Raw genomic sequence first — 17,649 nt, 5'->3', positions numbered from 1 at the left:
AATATTGGTGTGAATGGGCGGGGTGTACTTCGCATACGCACAATGTGTCATTGTGCGTCTTCGCACGGCCTTTCCGTTGGGACAACCCGCCGGATCGCTCCCGCAGCTGGATTCTCCAGATCCATTTCCCATTGCGCCGGGTTATTGACGATGTATTCCCGGATGCGGTTCAATTCGTCGTCGTTGCGAACGACGTGTTCGTAGTAATTGCGTTGCCACACCATGTGGATCGAGGTGTTTTGCCGGAACCATTTGGTCACGCCGATTTTGAATCCACGAATGACCGAACCGATGGTTTTCGATGTCCCACGTGGCCGTTGGCCGGCGGATTTGTCGGATTGTAGGGGCGAAATATTTTTCGCCCCTACGGATACGGCCGATGCGGCGGGGATGTCGTAGATCAACAAGACCCCATGAAGATGGTTGGGCATAACGACGAATACGTCCAATTGAACATGGGGGAAATGGGCCGGAATTGCCAACCAACATCGTTCCGTGATTCGTCCCGCGTCATTCAACACGATGTCGCCGTCTACCACGTCACCGAAAAGGCATTCCCTCCCCTGCGCGCACATCGTCACGAAATACGCGCCGGATTGGGCGTAGTCGTAGCCCTGCAAGCGGACGGACCGGCGGCCGTATTTCATTCGGACGTCTCCCCCAGCATTGCCGCAATCTCGCCCTCGATTTTCTTCAGGTCCGCCTCGATTTCCGCGAGCGGACGCGGAGGTGCATACTTGTAGAAATACCGGTTGAAGTTGATCTCGTAGCCGATCTTGGTTTTCGACTCGTCAACCCAGCAATCAGCAACGTGAGGGAGGACTTCGCGCTTCATGTACTCCGTCACGTCTTCCTTGAGGGGAACATTCTCGTAGTCGCGCAGTTCCGGATCGGGTTCGGGATTCCCCTTGAAGTCCTGGCAAATTTCGGCGCTTTCGTCCCGCTCGGAAAGGGATTCCAGGACGGCTTTGATCAGCGGGCCGCCGACCGTCCAGTGGCCGTCTGTGAACGCCTGCTTGAGTCTTCCGAGAAATTCCTCGCGATTCTTGAAGGTGGAGGTGTCCATCTTGTTCTTGAGAATTGCCAGAATGAGCTTCTGCTCTTCCTGCCCCGCCCCCTCCTTCGCCAGCCTGAGCTTCTTGTCCTTTTTCTGGCTCGCCGCAAGGCTCATGAAGGCCGAGGCTTCCCGCAGACGGGCCACTCGTTCTTCAGTAACCGCGAAATTAAGCCGGAGCGGGCGATCCACGGTGATCCGGCGGTATCCGAAATCCGGATTGTCGAAAATGCGGACGAATTCCCCCTCCTTGAATTCACCATAGAGGCGCGTGATCTCGTTGCGATGGGACTCGCCGATCTCATGCCGTTTCTGTCCGAGGCTCTTGCGCATCTTCGAGAAAAATGTCGTCCCATTCACAAGCTGGATCTTCCCGCGCCGACTCTTCTCCTTCCGGTTCGTGACAATCCACAGGTATGTGTAGATGCCGGTGTTGTAGAAAAGCTGGTCCGGGAGGGCGACTATGCCTTCCAGCCAGTCGTTCTCGATGATCCATTTTCTGATCTCGCTCTCGCCCGATCCCGCCGACCCTGTGAAAAGGGGCGAGCCGTTGAAGACGATCCCCAACCGCGTACCGCCCTCCTTCGCCTCCTTCATCTTGCCGATCATGTGCTGGAGGAACAGGAACGATCCATCGTTGATGCGCGGCAGTCCCGCTCCAAAGCGTCCGCCGAATCCCTGTTCCTCGTGCTCCTTGCGGATGACCTTCTCCTGCGGTTTCCATTCCACGCCAAAAGGTGGATTCGCGAGCATGTAGTCGAAGTTTCTGCCCGCATGATGGTCCTGGGTAAAGCTGTCGCCGAATCGGATGTTGTCGAGGCTCTGCCCCTTGATCATCATGTCCGACCCGCAAATAGCGTAGGCTTGCGGGTTGAAGTCCTGACCGAAGACCTCCAGTCGGGCGTCCGGATTCAGTTCACGCACATACTCCTCGGCCACGGAGAGCATTCCACCCGTTCCAGCCGCCGGATCATAAAGGGTTTTGACGATGCCCTTGGTGGTCAACACGTCGTTGTCCGGCAGGAAGAGCAGGTTCACCATGAGTCGGATGACCTCGCGGGGCGTGAAGTGGTCGCCTGCTTCCTCGTTCGACGCCTCGTTGAACTTTCGGATCAGCTCCTCGAAGATCGTGCCCATTTCGATGTTCGGCACCTTGTCCGGGTGGAGATCGATCTCGCAGAACTTCGAGACGACGAGGAAAAGGCGATCCGCCTTGTCGAGCTTGGCGATGTGCTCCTCGAACCCGAAATGCTCGATGATTTCCCGGGCGCGGCTGGAGAATCCCTTGATGTAGTGGGTGAGATTGGCGGCGACATTGTTCGGATCGCCCTTCAGCTTCTCGAACGAGAACCGGCTGGTGTTGTAGAACGGCACGCCGGCGACGCGGCACAGAATCGGCTCGACGTTTTTCACTTTGCCGCCCTGGAGACTCTTCAGCTTCTCTAGGACTTTCGCCTTTGTAGGTTCCAGGACGCAATCCAGCCGCCGGAGAACGGTCAGGGGCAGCATCACGTCCTTGTACTGGTTCGGCCTGTACGGCCCGCGCAGCAGGTCGGCCACCGACCAGATGAAATTGACCTTCTCGCCAAAGTTATTCATGGATGGCTGCCGCCGCCCGACCCAGGAGACTGACATGCTGGATTGACCGGGATTCCGCTCCCCCCTTTGGCCGTTGTCGTTTCATGCTTCAGCTTACCCTGCGGTATGTAGCTCAAATCCATGGAGTTGGCAACGCGGGTCGGTTGGAGACCGTCTTGTGGCATGGACCGCACACACGCGATTGGCCTGTGGCTCACCATCGTGGCTCGCGTGTGCGCAAGTACGTGCCCGTCCTGGGCCGCACTTGCGCGATTGGCCCGGCGCTCACCATCCTGGCTCGCGGGCGCGTGAGTACGTGCCCTTCCATGGGCCGTGCAGGATTCGAACCTGCGACCCGCTGATTAAGAGTCAGCTGCTCTACCAGCTGAGCTAACGGCCCCAAAAGCCCGTTTTTTATACAGGCGGGGAGGCCAAAGTGCAATACGCACTTCCATGGGATTAATCCCTTGAACTTTGCGGCCACCCGGCCTATGAATCACTCATGCACGTCTGGCTGGGAGTCCTCGCCCTATTGCAGTTCTCAACAACCAGCTTCCAATTCCCCAGGGACATCCATTCGCTTTCCCCGGCCGGCGGGAACGACTTCTGGGCAACGGGCAAGCGCGGCGCCGTCTGCCGGATCCAACTCGAACCGAAGCAGGAGTCCTGCAACTACTTCGGGGACGGATTGATCACGGCCATCGATAGGCACGGTGATCTCATGGCCGTTGCCGGTGAAGGCGGCTCCATGTTCCTGAGTCGCGATCGCGGGCGAACGTGGTCCCGCAACCAGACCCCATCTTCCTATCATCTGCTGAGCATCGGCGTTGTCTCTGATACCCGCCTGATCGCCGTCGGAGATTGGGGCACCCTTCTCCGTTCGGAGGATTCCGGGAAATCCTGGGTCGAGCAGCCGCTCGAAGTGAAATTCGGCCCCGATTTCATGGGCGTTCCCGTGCTCACGCGCGATGTTGCCGATCCCGGTTCGGGGGAGTCGTACGGCAAGGGCAGCGAGATACCGCCCCAGGCGGCAGCCACCCTCTCCGACTCGGGTCACGATTTCTTCGTAAGGAACGACGTCATCCTGAACGACATCCTGGCGTTGGATGATGGAACGCTGTACGTGGCTGCGGAGAGAGGAAAACTCTTCGAATCAAAGGACGGCGGAAAGACGTTCCACGACATGGCCCTCCAGAAATCTTCTTCCGCGTCACCGGAGGACGCCGAAGCCGAGGAAGGTCCGACGCTGTTCTTCGTCACCGGAGACGGAAAAGTGTTATGGACCGGCGGCTCCCTCGGAACCCTCTTCAAGCTTCACTTCGGCAAGCCCCGAACGTTCCCCCGCGTTGAGAAAATCGAACTGCCCATCGGTGACAACGCCATATTCGATGGCGACGCGAAAGGGCGCACGATCTGCCTCACCGGTTCCGATGGTCTCATGGCTTTCAGCTTCGATGAGGGCCGTGCGTGGGACCGCGTTCGAAATCCGGACTACGATGCCCTGTGGTTCCGCAAGGCGCTGGTCCTCCCGGATGGCTCGTGCTTGTTCGCCGGCCAAAAAGGAACCGTCGTGAAGGTCTCCCCATGACGGCGCGCTACCTCGCTTTCGTTCTCCGCCACCGGGTGGCCGCCCTCGCTTTCGCCATCCTCGGCACGATCTTCTTCGGCTACGAACTGAGCCGCGTTCGCATTCACACGAATTTTTTCGAGCTGTATCCGCCCCGCCATCCCTTCATCAAGGTCTACCGGGAGTTCCGGAAGCTCTTCGGCACGGCCAATCTCCTGCTCGTCGTGATGGAAAACAAGGAAGGCCACGTGGTCGACCCGCCGTTCATGCGGAAGCTCGATGAAGCCACGCGGTTCCTCATGGATACGAAGGGGGTCAACCCCTTCCAGGTGATTTCGCTGACACACCCCTCCGTCCGCGGTTTCCGAGTGCGGGGGTTCTCCGTCGCTTCGGCCCCGATCGTCGAATCGCTCCCCAAGGACGAAAAAGATTCCAATGAAATCCGGCTCAACATCGAACGCAATCAAGGGGTCAAGGGGTTCATCGTTTCGGAAGATGGGCGATCAACCTTGTTGGTCGTGGGTCTCTGGGAAGAGGAACTCGACTTCCATTACCTCGGGGACCGACTCCAGGAATTCCAGTCCAAGTTCACCTCCCCTTCCACCGAAATTCACATCACGGGCTTTCCCGCCCTGTACTCGTGGATTCACCACTACATGCCGCGAATCCACATGGTCTTCGCGATTACGGCCGCCGCACTGCTCCTCATGCTGTTCTTTTTCTTCGGCGACGGGAAAGGGGTGGTCATTCCATTCGTGGCCGCGCTGGTGTCCGCCGAGTGGGGCCTCGGCATGGCGGGCCTGGTCGGACTCGCCATCGATCCGCTCCTCCTCGTCGTCCCGCTCCTCCTCTCCGCGAGGGCCCTCAGCCACTCGGTGCAAATCATGGAGCGTTACTACACCGACTTCGGGAAGTATCCGAACAAGGTGGCGGCCGTCCAAGGTTCATTCAAACCCCTCATGCGCCCGGCCCTCCTGTCGATCATCACCGATGGACTCGGCATTCTGACGATCGCCGTCTCCGGCATTCCTCTGATGTGGAAACTCGCCGTCTATTCCAGCTTCTGGATCGGCAGCATTCTCATCGGGGTGCTGACGGTGTCGCCGGTGCTGCTTTCTCTCTTCCCCCCTCCGGGATCAAAGCCCTATTTTTCCTCGCGCAAGTTCTACGACCTCCTGGCCCGCATCGAGATCCGCATTCTGGCCGGGGAACGGCGAATCAAGGCCATGTTCGTTCTGTTCATCGTCCTCATCGTGGGCGGGGGAATTGTGGGCACCCGGCTCCGCGTGGGCAACCTCATGCCGGGCGCGGCCATCCTGCCCGCTGACCACCCCTACAACGTCGCCACCGAGCACGTAAACAAGAATTTCGCCGGCTCCAACCGGTTCGTCGTCATCGTCGAGGGCGATCAGGCGGGAGCCGTGAAAAAGATCGAGAATCTCCGGACGATCGATCGCTTCGCCGAGCGCCTGAAGGAGGCGACGAACGCCTCCGGCTCGATCACGCTGACGCAAGTGGTCAGTCGCGTCTACATGTTCTTCCGGGAGGGCGATCCCAACTGGGAGATCCTCCCGTACCGCGAGAGCGACGTCGGCGCCATCGCGTTCCCCCTCTCGCAGGGCCGGGAACTCCAAAGCCTGTTCAGCACCGATTTCAAGGACGCCACGGTCACGCTTTTCTACACCGACTTTTCGGCGGGAATCATCGAGAAGATCGTGGCCGAAGCACAGCGCCTCGCAAAGGAGATGAGCACCGCCGAGATCAAGTTCAGACTGGCCGGCGGCCTCCTCGGCGTCCTGGCCGCGGTCAATGAAGAGGTCGAACGGTCGTATTGGCTCATCCTCGGCGTTGTTCTCAGCACGACATTCCTCCTGGTCCTGTTCTTTTATCGGTCATTGCGCGCCGCCTTCATCCTCGTCCCCCCTCTTCTCCTATCCCAATTTCTGTCCGAGGCGTTCATGTACCTCGGCGGGATCGACATGAACATCAACTCGCTCCCCGTGGCCGCCGTGGGGATTGGGGTGGGCATCGACTACGGCATCTACGTCTACGAACGCCTTCAAGAGGAGTTGGGGAAGGGGGCCCACTTCCTCGATGCCTACCGTACCACCATCCAGACCACGGGCAAGGCGGTCCTCTTCACCGCCACCACGCTCGTGGCCGGGGTCATCTTTTGGGTATTCACCCCGCTCAAGTTCACATCCGAAATGGCGCTTTTGCTGGCCCTCCTCATGATTTTGAACTACATTGGAGCATTGATCTTTGTACCGGTCTTGGCCAAAATGATCCTTCCAGGGAGGTCCCAGACTAAATGAAGAGAACGTTCGCTATGGCGCTGTTGGTCTTGGCGGCTCACTCCACTACCGCAGGAGCCGTCGTTTTCCTCGATGAAGATCGGGCCGTGCAGGTCACCCTCAAAACCTACACACAGGCGCGGTTCCTCGCGCAGGAGCCGGAAGGATTCCGAAAAGGGTACACCCTGCTGGATCTGCGCGATCCGCAATCGCCCCAACAGACCTTCGTGCCGACGTTCGATATGGAGGCCTACTCGCTTCTCCAGAACCGCTACTATCTGGAACCCCAGCTCAACATCGACATGTCCAAGCGGGGAAGCGTCACGCCCTCGCTCCAGATGCTGGACGAGCGGCTCGCCATCGATCAGGTCAAGTTCTTCTTCGGCGTGCGAGTGGAGTACGACGGCATTTACGATTACGGCCCGAAGCTCTTCACGGACACCATCCCAGAGCCGGTCCGCAACAATCTCCGGCAGAAATCGCGAATCCATGAAGTCTACGGCGACTTCCGCGCGTTCCGCCATCTCAACGTCCGAATCGGAAAACAAAACCTCTCCTGGGGCGAGGCCGACGTCTTCCGCATTCTGGACATTATCAATCCGCTCGACCAGACCTTCGGAGGATTCCTCACCCCGCTGGACGAGCGGCGCGTGCCATCCGTCATGCTCAAGGGATCGTACGATGTCGGCTCGGCCGGTCCGGTTTACAACGTCGCCCTGGAAGGGTTCTACGAGCCTCTCCCGGCCCTGACGCCCGGTCCCACCGTTCCACAGGAAGGCCCGTGGTCGGTCATTACCGGTCCCCCATCCCCCCTCTCGCTCCGGCTCCTCTCCAAGAACCGATGGGACGATGCGCGCACAGGCGGCCGTCTGCTCTTCAACGCCGGCGACATGAGCTACACCACGGCCCACTACTGGACCTATCCCGAATCGCCCACACCACGACTCGCCTTCGATACGTCGCTCACGAAGCAGATCAAGACGGCGATTTCGTCCACGGCCCCCATCATCGACAAGGAATATCCCAAGGGCACCCCGTTTCTCGAACTGGCCTACCCGAAAATCATGATTACCGGCGCCACGGTTTCGGGCCCGGTCCCTTTCTCTCCCTACACGATCCTGCGCGGAGAGACGGCGCTTCTCTACGATCACCCCTACTTTCTCCCCGAAACCAACATCCCGCTTCTCGCGCCCACCTTCGAGCTGGACGAAACCCGGCGAGTCGATCCGGTTGCCCTCACCGATGTCCTCGCCCGGCAGAAGGCCGTCCTGGAATCCGGGCGCGAAGGGACGCTCCCGCGCTCCGATGTGGTGAAGTGGGCGCTGGGCGCGGATCACAACCAGTGGATTCGGGCGCTCAATCCCCGCCAGACATTTTTCATCTCCGCCCAGGTCATTGGGGAACATTGGGCCGATCTCCAGAAGGGCGCTTCGTTCAGCGTGCAGGAGGACGCCTTCGTCGCCAGACTGACCGTTCCGGGAAAGGGAGACCAGACCCTCTCGCAGCCGCGATTCGTTCGAATGAAGGTGAATGGCTACAAATCCACCTTCCTGATCCAGACCGGATACACGCTGGGTCGAGGCTATCTGGCCCCCTCGTTCGCCACGATCGCCGAATACGGGGAGTTCGATTCGCTCTCGTATCTCCTCCAGCCGGCCGTCGAATACCTCATCGCGCCTTTCAAGTTCCGGTTTGAGTATGACCGGATCGCGGGAGCCTACTCCGGCATCGGGTTCCTGCGGGACCGCGACAACTTCATGATCCGGATGGATTTGTTCATCGATCAGATCGCAGAGTATTGGCGACGCGAGAAGACCCCATGAGGAATCCTATCGTCGTCCCCGAAGCAAAGCGGAGGGGGAGCAAGAAGAGGGATCCGTCATGAGACGTCGCGCTACTGTCTTGGCGGCCGGCCTGATCCTCTCCGCATGCAGCCAGAAGACGCTCGGGGAAGGCGCCCTGTTCGACATGGCCGTGAATGAAAGAGTCTCCGCCAAGGGGCTGGACGCACGCGTCGAAGTCGTTCGGGATGTCTACGGCGTTCCCCATATCTACGGAAAATCCGAGGGCGACGTCGCCTTCGCGCAGGGTTACATCCATGCCAAGGATCGGCTGTTCCAGATGATCATCCAGAGGGCGGCCGCCACCGGGGAACTGGCGATTCTCCTCGGGGGCAGCATGGTCGCCGACGACATCCAGGCGCGGATGTTCCGATACTACAAGGTGGCCGAGGCGCTCTTTCGAAGCGGTGACATGACCCCAGAGGAAAACCGATTCTTGCAGCGGTACGCGGACGGCGTGAATGCCTACCTCAAGTCCATGAACCCCGAAGAGATGCCTCTCGAATTTCTTGCCCAAGGCATCAGCGATCCGAAGCTCTTGTACGGCAGCCTTCTGAACGCCCGAGACGGGGATCCCGGTTGGTCGCCGCTCGACTCCCTTGCTTTCGCGCGCCTGATGACTTTCCTCTTGAGCTTCGACAACGAGGGGGGCGAAGGGACCAGGTATGAGAGCATCAATACCTTCCTCGTCAAGGAGCTGGTCAATCGTAAGGTCGAGGCCGACGCGACCGCTGCGAGCAAGACCGCGCTGGGCTACATGCAGGACCTCTTCGTCACCACGCCGCTCAGAAATGCCATCGTGGCCAAGCCCGGGTCGTTCGGGAAGTTTGAGAAGACCCCTGCCCGATCGTCGGCCGCAAGGCGCGACGCGAAGGGCGTGGATGGTCCCGCGCCGGGCCCCCTGCCGACCGCCGGGTTTGACGGCCTCGATTCGTACATCAACAACCTCCGGAAACTCACCGGGCTCAATCCGACGTCGAACAATTGGGTCGTGCGCGGACTCAAGACCGAATCGGGGTATCCGATGCTGGCTAACGATCCCCACCTCTCCCTTCAGCAACCTTCCGTCTTCCACGAAGCCCACCTCAACACGGAGACGCAGGGCGGCGACCTCAACGTGGCCGGCGTCATGTTCCCGCTCGCGCCCGGGATCGCCATCGGTTTCAACCAGAAAATCGCGTGGGGGGAAACGGTGGTGGGTTACGATGTGACCGATTTCTATGTCGAGACGCTCACCAAGGCGGACGGTTCACCCGACAAGTGGACCGTGAAATTCCAGGGAGCCGATCGGCCGTTGAAAGCGAATCAGGACACGCTCATTTTCGCGCCGGGATCAAGTCCGGAAGGCAAATGCGCGCTCCCCAAGTCGGTCAAGAGCCGATTGGACGACATGCTGGTCACGTACAGTCCCCCGACCTATGAAGAAGCACTGAGCCGATGCGTCATGTCCAACTTCTTCACGTATGAGGTGGAGGGACATGGCCCCGTCGTTCGGGTCGTGAGGGATGCACAGGGAGTGGCGACCTCGCTCGTGACCGTCCGCTGGACCGGGTTTGACCCGACTTTTGAACTTCGCGCCTTCAAGGGATACCTCACGGCAAAGGGCATCGACGATTTCGAGGCGGCCGTGAAGAACTTCAAAGTGGGCGCGCAGAACCAGGTGGTGATCGATTCAAATGACAACATCGGCTGGTTCCCCAATGCCCTCGTTCCCGATCGGGATTCCGCCAAGTGCGCCTCTCCGTTCTACCTCCCCTTACCCGGCGACGGGAGCTGCGATTGGAAGGGATTCATCGATGAAGCCAGGCTCCCCAAGCTTAGAAACCCCGACACGGGCTACATCGCCACGGCCAACAACCAGCCCACTTCAACCAAAGACTACTACCACGGCTCGTTCTATGACGCGGGCTACCGGGCAGCTCGAATCACCGGGCGAATCGACGAGGTTCTCCGCAATACCGGAAAGGTTTCCATAAAGGAGATGAAGGAGATTCAGGGTGATACGTATCTGCTCCTCTGCGACGATTTCCTCAAAGTCCTGACCGATTCCGTTGGGCCGAAGAAGGCACAGCTCGGCGAGACGGGACTGGCGGCATATAGCTACGTGGACGGATGGAAATGCTCAAGCCCATCCGGCTACAAGTATGACTCCGATACGGGAGATCTCCAACTGGCTCAGGATTCCCAGGTCATTTCCAGCTCCGTGGCCACGTCCATCTTCCACGCGTGGATTTCCAACTTGGCGCATTTCACGTTTGACGACCAGCTCGGCGGCGAGTCGTTCGGCAGCCAACAGTACGCGCGGGCGCTTTACAACATCACCTTCCGTAAGAAATGTGATGCGGTTGACGCGGACGCCGGAACCGCATGCCAGAACACAGGGGATGGAAGCACGGGATCCAGCGTCTTCTGGGACGATTGGGGCACACCGGACGTCGAAACCCGTAGCGACATCGCGCTACGCGCCTATAAGGAGGCGATTGAGGGTCTGACCGCAAAATTCGGAACTTCGGTGGTCAGCCAGTGGCTCTGGGGGAAAATTCACACCCTCACCGTGCGTCACCTCGCCGACAGTGAGAGCGTGGAGGGCGACAGCGCCGAGATGTTCAGCATTCCGTCTCCCACGGATCCGATCTTCGCAAAGCTCGGCCTAAAAGGTTTTCCCCGCCCTGGTGGCCAGTTTGTGGTGGATGCTTCCGACCCCGGTCTCGACCTCATGTCCTCGAAGCAGCAGTCCAAGTTCTCCTACGGCAGCGGGCCGTCCTATCGGATCGTGGTGGAAATGAAACCGGATGGACCCGAAGCCTACACCGCGCTTCCCGGGGGCAACGTCGCCCACCCACGAAGCCGATTCTACAGCAATCAGCTCAGGGAGCTCTGGTGGGCCAACGAATACAAGAAATTCCCCTTCACCCGCGAGGAGGTTCGCGCGGCCGCCGCCGAGCTTCTCGTTCTTGAACCCGCAGGAGGCAAGTAGCATGACATTTCAAGAAAGAGGCCTGTCTTGGGCCATGGCGATGGCACTGCTCTCAGGATATGCGATGGGCGGATCCGCATTCGCCGCTGAACTTTCGCCCGGCTCGAAAATCGACAAGTCCAATGTATCGGCCTACGCCGATCATGTTCCCGAGTCGGTCGCCAAGCGGGTGGCCGCGGGGAGCTACGCCCTCACGATCGGAGAAATGAAATCCGGCTCTCTGGGAACCGTTTACGCCAAGGGATTCTACGATGCTTCTCAGGCCAACAAGGGAAAATTCAAGCTGGACAAGGAGGGAGGGCTCATCTCCGCCGATTCGGGGAAGCGTGAAAATCTACCCTACGGGCTCCCCTTCCCCGACCTCGACCCTTCCGATCCGGACGCCGGAACAAAGATCCTTTGGAACTTCTATGCCACGGAATTCCAGAACGATTCGCAAGAAGCCATGTTTGTTCTGCGTACCCTGAAGGGAACCGCGGTGGAGGTGGAGGTGATCGGAAAGGTCGCGCGCATGAACGTGGATTTTGCCTCGCACGAGGTGAAGGGCGCCGCGAAGGGCCTCTCCTATATGGAGAACGCGTTGTATCTCGCACCGGCCGACCTCTTCGGGACGGTCACGCTCACCTGGCGGTGGCAGGAGGCAGGGAAGTGGGACACGACGTGGGCCTACTCACCCTCGATTCGCCGCGTTCGCCGGACGAGTTCCGCCAACCGATCCGACCCCATCGGCCCGACGGATTTTATTCTCGACGACCTCAACGGATATTCGGGCAAGATCGAGTTCATGAAGTGGAAGCTCATCGAGCAGAAGGACATGCTGCTGGCGTACCTGCCGGACGACCCCCAGGACGGGGGAAGTGCCGCGCGAGGGAAGGAGCCCGGAGCGGCCGAGGCACAAGGACAGACAGTCACTTTTCCCCGGAAGGGAAAGGCAGCCGGGAAGTACGGAGCACGCGCCTTCGAGCAACCGCGCTACGCCGTTCGCTGGGGCTATGACGATCCCAAATCCGGTCTGGCCGCATGGTGGCCCCTCAACTGGGTATTCGTGAAACGGCCGGTCTACATCGTCGAGGGGACATCGAAGGATCCATACTACAGCATCGGCCGTCAACTGCTCGTCATCGACCGGGAGACGAACCGAGTTCACATGAAGCTCGGATGGGACCGGGGCGGGGATTTCTGGCGGACCCAGGTGCTGAACCAGAGTTACTACCAATCGCCGGACGGAAAGATTTCCGCTGCGGCGGCTGAAATTTCATTTGTGGTGGATGAGAAAAGAAACCGGGCATCGGTGTCGAGCCGGGTCGAGGCGAAAATCAACCCGACGGTGTTCAGCATCGCCATCGAGCCGTCGCTCTTTTCATCCAGCAATTTTCTGAATTACGGAAAATAAAAAGGCGGAGGTGGATTATGAACAAACATGTTTGGATTGCGGCGCTCTTTGCAGGTCTCTTGGCCGGATGTGGCGATGACAAAGCGGCCACCCAATCGATCGAAGGAAAGGTCGAGGTGTTCTCGATCGGAACCGCGGTGCAAGGCGCCACGGTGGATCTCCTCAATTTCGACCAGCCGATGGGGATCACAGCCACATCGGGGGCCGGAGGAGCCATCAAGATTGAGGGCGTTCCCCAAGGAACGGATGTGACCCTGGCCGTATTGGCCTCCGATAGCTATCTTGGGAAGCCGACCTTCACCTTCCACGTCGGCGGCTCCCCCATCCAAAGCGACCTGACCGGGAGAACGTTCTACTTGGTGAACACCTCACTGGCCACCACCATGCTGACCCTGCTGGGCGCCTCCGGAGTACCCGCAGGCGTTGGTGTGCTGGCCGGGTCCGTCGTGCGGGTCGTCGATGGCGAGGAAAAAGGCATTTTCGGCGCCAAGGCCGCCGTTGACTCCGGCCTTTCCCCTATCTACTTCGCGGGATTGGTTCCCGACTTGCAGGCCAAATCGTCCGACGCTTCGGGTCGATTCATTTTCTTCGGTCTGCCGGTGGGGAAAGCGACGATCACGGCAACCGGATCGGACGGGAGCGCACTAGGCACGAGCACCGTAGGGGTATACGACCAGTCGGTCTCTCTGGTCACGATCTACGCCCAGTAGGGCCAAGCGCCCCAAGAGGCTTCTTACTTCGCTTGGGACCAATCCCGGGACCTCCTTGACGTAGGGGAGCATCTTCAGATGCTCCCTCCTGTGATGGGCGAACTTGGAGGTTCGCCCCTTCTCCTTCCCCCCTGGAGGGGGAAGGTTGGGATGGGGGGGGGGGGGGCCGGCTACCGCCGGGTGAATCTCACCGGCCCGGCGGACTTGTCCAACTTGGACCCCACCGGCGAGCCGCACTGCGAGCAGACATAATCGCACTTGCGCGATCGATCGAAGCGTGCCGTCCTGGCCCGCGCGCGCGCAAGTACAGACCCCTCCATGGGTCGAACTTGTCCCCTTCCGGGAGCGCGAGCAGTAGCCTCTTCCTGACCGGCATCGCCCGCCCGCACTTCGGGCAGTAGATCTCGCTCGCCTCAAACTCCTGGTAGGCTACTCGTTGCATGGCGGGCCATCACGTCACGACCCTACTTCACCTTGGCCAGTTTCAGTTTGGCTTTCACCCCAAGCGCATCGAGGCCGGGGAGCAGTTGTGGCGTCTGCTCGCGGTTTTGCCGCCGGGCCATCTTCTGGACGTTCGGCTTGAGGTAGTCGTAAGCCTCGGCCACCGTCACCCACCCGTCCTGATCTTTGTCCGCATCGCCTCGCAAACCCTTGAGAAGAAAATACGTGAAGAGTCCGTGCCCCTTTTCTTCGTAAGAGGCGGTGATCTCGGAGCCGGAAGCGGCGGCGATGGAGAGAATCTTGGAGCTCGGGGGCAGGGCGGTGTCAACCTTCGTCACGAGTGGTCGCGCACCCTTGGCCAGCACCGAACGGCCGCCCGCGCCTGAGAAGCAGGCATCAGTCAATACGATGACATCTTTGGCCGGAAGAGCCTCGATGGCCGTGTAGAAGTCCTTGAGAAGGATTCCCGTGGTCTTGAGGAAATTGGGATCGCCGTCATACGGGACAAGATACGCGTCTCCTGTTTCGGTTTCCGGCGCGCCATGACCGGCAAAGAAGATCAGGATGCGCGACTTCGCGTTCGTATTGCGCGGCAGCCACTCGTTCAAGTACTTCTGGATTCCGGATTTCGTCGCATTGGAGTCAGTGAGCATAACAACGTTTTCCTCCGGGAATCCCATGGTGGTCGTCAGGTACTGCTTGATGGCGGTCACATCCTGTTGTGCAAAATCGACCGCAGGCAGACTCGGATAGTGTTCGATCCCCACAATAAGCGCCCAGAACGAGCCAGCCGCCTTCACGCGAACTCCAGGTGGGGAGTCGACTTCAGATCCGACCGGGGTGATCGCGCTCGTTTGTGCACGCAGTGCTGAGGATGACTGCGGGGACGCAGGAGTGGTGAACTCGCCTTCACCGACATGAGACTCCCCGGTCAACCTGTGTGCAGCATCCACCTTGAGAAGCTCGGAGAAAGCTTTGTCCCACTGCTTCCCAAGGCCCTTGGCACCCTCTCGGTTTTCGCTGGAAAACAGTAGCAACCGATTGAACTCCTTGGCCGCATACCGCTGTACGTCGTCCAAACTGAAACCCGTTAACACGTACACGGGAGACTTCTTTATCGTACCCCACACGGAACCGTCATCTTCATTTGCCTGCCACCGATCCACGATTTTCGCATCGGCAATCGCTTGAGTGAACGCGGTCTGAATTGCTTCCTCAAGACCTCTTCTGAGAGAGAACTGTCCGTACTCCGACAAGACTTGATCCCACCTCCTCATGAGGTATGCCGAATAGCTCTCGCTCACTTTCGCGAGTTCAGCACGAGCCCTGTTCTCAGCCGTTTTTTGTGCCATATTCGCGTTCTTGATGCCCTCTACTACGCCTACGCCGTAGAATATCTTCTGACCGGCAACAACGAACGCCCCGCTGCCGCGTTCCACCCACGAGGGCTTGCCGCTGTCATCGCTGAGAACGTACTCCACCCTACCGAACATCGTTACCACCAAGAGGAATTGAAGAAGTTTCCCTCGTTTCAGCAACCTCGCCGTCAAGCGACCCACTCGAAATCCTCCATTGCTCATGTACATTGTGGGCATCGGGTCAGACTCCATGGGAGTTGAGAGTTTCATGGCCCTCACGCGATTTCAATCACCTCGGGGTCCACGCCGACCGGTCCGGAAGTTACCCGGCCCATATTCTCGGCTTGAAGCCCTTGGAGTTCGCGATTCTCATGGCATTTCCGGCGGGGGTCAGCACGTAAAACCCTTTCTTCTCTGCGTACCGGTCCACACCGCCCTTCACTGTAATCCCGGCCATGGCGCCGAGAAGTGTAGTCGGTAGCGTCCGGGTTCATCGCGTGTCCTCTGGCGGGTGTCGTCCAGGATGGGTTTGGGATGCGCACAGCCTGTGGCCACGGCCGCCGACATTAAGAGCGCGAGGTAGCCGCAGGCTTTATGCCTGCGCCCAGCGCGCCTGAAGACGCACCCATAAAGGGTGCGGCTACCGGCCGGGGAACGCGCGAGGAAGATCGCCATACTACGCATTCCAGACCCTGGGCTTGAAGCCTTTGGAGTTGGCGAGTTTCATCGCATGGCCAGCGGGAGTGAGGACATAAAATCCCTTGCTTTCGGCGTAGCGGTCCACCCCGCCTCTTACAGTGATTCCCGCCATGGCGCCGAGTAGTCTCCTGCCCCGGTACTCGGGAAAGAAGTCAAAAAAACGTCCAAGGTCCCTTTCAAGGTCGTCCACATCATCTTTCCTCGATAGGGTTGTCTTAACGCTCACGGCCACCACGTGCTCGTCTCCCACGGCCAATACGTCCACCTCAAGGGTGTCGTCGTCTTTGTGCTTCTTCCGGCTTTCGGCCGTCTCGGAAAGCTCAATCCCCAATGTCTTGAACAACTCCGGCACGCACGGCTGGACCAATCCTTCCACGAATCGCCCCCATCCGTCGGTCAGGTACGCAACCCGCTCGCGGATTTCGGTGATCTGCGCTTTCACCCGATCGGCTTTGTAGGGCGCCCGCCGCTTCCTCATGGTAGTACCTTAGACGCCGGCCCCTGAGTCCAGCAGACATTCAAATTTGGCGCTCCCCTTGTCCCTTGTAAGGGTCAGGTTCCTGACGATCTTTCCCACACCCAAAGATTAGCACCGGCCTCCCACACCCGCAACGTCACTTCGCGTGGATGACAAAAGCGGCGGAATCTTCGACCCACTCGACGTCATCGAGGACAAGCTTCCGAACCAAGTCGCCGTAGGCCCCGGTGTTGTGTTGCTCTCGCCGCTCGAAACTCACGTTGATTGTCGATGCAACGGCCGGGGGGGAATCGGAGAACAAGTGATCCATTTTCGTCTTGAAGGCAATAATCTTCAACGTTTCGGTTGAGGTCCTCGTCCCCTGAGGCAAGACCGCTGTCAGGTGAACACCCTTCCGTTGAAGCGAGGCATCGGGGTATTGGATGAACTTGCCGGCCACCGCGCAGTTCCCGGATGCCACGGAGTTGGGAAACACCAGGCTCATGTTCCCCATCGTGTCCACGTTCAGCAGATACACACAGGAATCCCGCGTGACCGTCATATCCACCACCGCCTCGTCCCCTTCCACGAACGTCTGCCGATTGAGGCCCAACGTCACGCGAAATCCCTTGTCCATTCTCTCCGGTTGTCGAGCGATGCACGTTCGAACTCTCGCGCGATACTTCGCCCCATCCCGGAGGGGTCCCGCCGCCAGAATCTCTTCATCGAGGATGAGTCCGTATTGCGTGCTGACGATGAGGCTTTCCACCAAAGTCTGCTCGCCCCGGAGCGACTCTTGTTGGAAAACCGCATCGCGGGATCGGATTTCGTAACCGAGCACGTTCTTGATGGCCTCCTGCCGCGCCGCCGCAATCGCGCGGCCCTTCGCCTGGTAGAGTGTGTCCTGGTCGCTCATCCCGACGACTCCCTCCGCCTCGACCCAACGGCACGGCTCGGCCATCGTTGGTTTCGGGGCCGCGGGAGCGGCCGGGTCGGCCTTCCTGGCCGCTTCCGGCACCGCTTCCGCATCCTGCGGGCGGGCCGGGACCAGGGAAGCAACCTCCCCACGGGGGGGGGCCGCTTCCTCCAGCCTCGAATGATCGCGCGAGCCTTCTTTTTTCCGTTCCTTCATCTGCTCTTCTTCCTGCTCGAGTTCATCGTGGGAGCGTTTGGCCTTCTCGCGCGTATCAGGCTTTGGCTTGGGTTCGGCGCAGCCGGACAAGATCAGACCGGCCAGGCCGCAAGCCAGCACACCGGTCCATAGTTTCCTCTTCATTCGA

The 17,649-nt window shown here is 59.6% G+C and carries 11 protein-coding genes and 1 tRNA gene; 6 read left to right on the top strand and 6 right to left on the bottom strand.

Annotation, left to right across the window (positions count from 1 at the left end; all coding sequences use genetic code 11):
• Positions 1 to 47: 47 nt before the first annotated feature.
• From HYT87_06330 to HYT87_06320, 3 genes are all read right to left on the bottom strand, one after another.
• Entirely contained in the window at positions 48 to 647 is a 600-nt protein-coding gene (locus tag HYT87_06330; GenBank protein MBI2059373.1) for a transposase, read from the bottom strand.
• Positions 644 to 2,653 (bottom strand): SAM-dependent DNA methyltransferase, encoded by a 2,010-nt coding sequence (locus tag HYT87_06325; GenBank protein MBI2059372.1) that lies wholly within the window; start codon positions 2,651 to 2,653, stop codon positions 644 to 646. Before HYT87_06325 ends, HYT87_06330 begins: the two co-directional genes overlap by 4 nt.
• 306 nt (positions 2,654 to 2,959) lie before the next feature.
• Positions 2,960 to 3,032: transfer RNA gene (locus tag HYT87_06320), tRNA-Lys, on the bottom strand.
• Positions 3,033 to 3,134: 102 nt separating this feature from the next.
• On the opposite strand from HYT87_06320, the gene HYT87_06315 reads away from it, so the two are divergent.
• From HYT87_06315 to HYT87_06290, 6 genes are read left to right on the top strand one after another with little or no spacing between them, the layout of a single operon-like run.
• Positions 3,135 to 4,220 (top strand): hypothetical protein, encoded by a 1,086-nt coding sequence (locus HYT87_06315; GenBank protein ID MBI2059371.1) that lies wholly within the window; start codon positions 3,135 to 3,137, stop codon positions 4,218 to 4,220.
• Positions 4,217 to 6,514, top strand: a complete 2,298-nt coding sequence (locus HYT87_06310; protein MBI2059370.1) for an MMPL family transporter — start codon at positions 4,217 to 4,219, stop codon at positions 6,512 to 6,514. Before HYT87_06315 ends, HYT87_06310 begins: the two co-directional genes overlap by 4 nt.
• Positions 6,511 to 8,316, top strand: coding sequence for a hypothetical protein (locus HYT87_06305; protein MBI2059369.1), 1,806 nt, complete (start codon positions 6,511 to 6,513; stop codon positions 8,314 to 8,316). The genes HYT87_06310 and HYT87_06305 overlap by 4 nt, the downstream gene beginning before the upstream one ends.
• 58 nt (positions 8,317 to 8,374) lie before the next feature.
• Positions 8,375 to 11,311 carry a penicillin acylase family protein gene (locus HYT87_06300; protein MBI2059368.1) on the top strand — a complete coding sequence of 979 codons (2,937 nt, stop codon included), beginning with the start codon at positions 8,375 to 8,377 and terminating at the stop codon, positions 11,309 to 11,311.
• Positions 11,312 to 11,345: 34 nt separating this feature from the next.
• The gene (locus HYT87_06295) at positions 11,346 to 12,704 is read left to right on the top strand and encodes a DUF1329 domain-containing protein (GenBank protein MBI2059367.1); all 1,359 of its coding nucleotides are present in this window, start codon (positions 11,346 to 11,348) and stop codon (positions 12,702 to 12,704) included.
• 17 nt (positions 12,705 to 12,721) lie between these two features.
• On the top strand, positions 12,722 to 13,414 hold the full coding sequence (locus HYT87_06290; GenBank protein ID MBI2059366.1) for a hypothetical protein: 693 nt from the start codon (positions 12,722 to 12,724) through the stop codon (positions 13,412 to 13,414).
• 464 nt (positions 13,415 to 13,878) lie between these two features.
• Here the strand turns inward: HYT87_06290 and HYT87_06285 are convergent, their stop codons facing one another.
• The 3 genes from HYT87_06285 to HYT87_06275 form a co-directional block, all read right to left on the bottom strand.
• Positions 13,879 to 15,414: a caspase family protein gene (locus tag HYT87_06285; GenBank protein ID MBI2059365.1), complete on the bottom strand. Its 1,536-nt coding sequence runs from the start codon at positions 15,412 to 15,414 to the stop codon at positions 13,879 to 13,881.
• Positions 15,415 to 15,889: 475 nt separating this feature from the next.
• Positions 15,890 to 16,390 carry a DUF3782 domain-containing protein gene (locus tag HYT87_06280; GenBank protein ID MBI2059364.1) on the bottom strand — a complete coding sequence of 167 codons (501 nt, stop codon included), beginning with the start codon at positions 16,388 to 16,390 and terminating at the stop codon, positions 15,890 to 15,892.
• Positions 16,391 to 16,526: 136 nt separating this feature from the next.
• Positions 16,527 to 17,645 (bottom strand): DUF4384 domain-containing protein, encoded by a 1,119-nt coding sequence (locus HYT87_06275; GenBank protein MBI2059363.1) that lies wholly within the window; start codon positions 17,643 to 17,645, stop codon positions 16,527 to 16,529.
• Between the last annotated feature and the right edge of the window lie 4 nt (positions 17,646 to 17,649).

This window comes from Nitrospirota bacterium (assembly GCA_016180645.1).
Taxonomy (GTDB): domain Bacteria; phylum JACPQY01; class JACPQY01; order JACPQY01; family JACPQY01; genus JACPAV01.
The sequence above is the reverse complement of the archived record's forward strand: the minus strand, read 5'-3'. Positions and strand labels throughout refer to the sequence as shown.

Coding starts and splice junctions, on each gene's coding strand:
- HYT87_06305 (MBI2059369.1), top strand. CDS start 6,511: ATGAAGAGAACGTTCGCTATGGCGCTGTTGGTCTTGGCGGCTCACTCC.
- HYT87_06290 (MBI2059366.1), top strand. CDS start 12,722: ATGAACAAACATGTTTGGATTGCGGCGCTCTTTGCAGGTCTCTTGGCC.
- HYT87_06300 (MBI2059368.1), top strand. CDS start 8,375: ATGAGACGTCGCGCTACTGTCTTGGCGGCCGGCCTGATCCTCTCCGCA.
- HYT87_06295 (MBI2059367.1), top strand. CDS start 11,346: ATGGCGATGGCACTGCTCTCAGGATATGCGATGGGCGGATCCGCATTC.
- HYT87_06310 (MBI2059370.1), top strand. CDS start 4,217: ATGACGGCGCGCTACCTCGCTTTCGTTCTCCGCCACCGGGTGGCCGCC.
- HYT87_06325 (MBI2059372.1), bottom strand. CDS start 2,653: ATGAATAACTTTGGCGAGAAGGTCAATTTCATCTGGTCGGTGGCCGAC.
- HYT87_06315 (MBI2059371.1), top strand. CDS start 3,135: ATGCACGTCTGGCTGGGAGTCCTCGCCCTATTGCAGTTCTCAACAACC.
- HYT87_06280 (MBI2059364.1), bottom strand. CDS start 16,390: ATGAGGAAGCGGCGGGCGCCCTACAAAGCCGATCGGGTGAAAGCGCAG.
- HYT87_06330 (MBI2059373.1), bottom strand. CDS start 647: ATGAAATACGGCCGCCGGTCCGTCCGCTTGCAGGGCTACGACTACGCC.
- HYT87_06275 (MBI2059363.1), bottom strand. CDS start 17,645: ATGAAGAGGAAACTATGGACCGGTGTGCTGGCTTGCGGCCTGGCCGGT.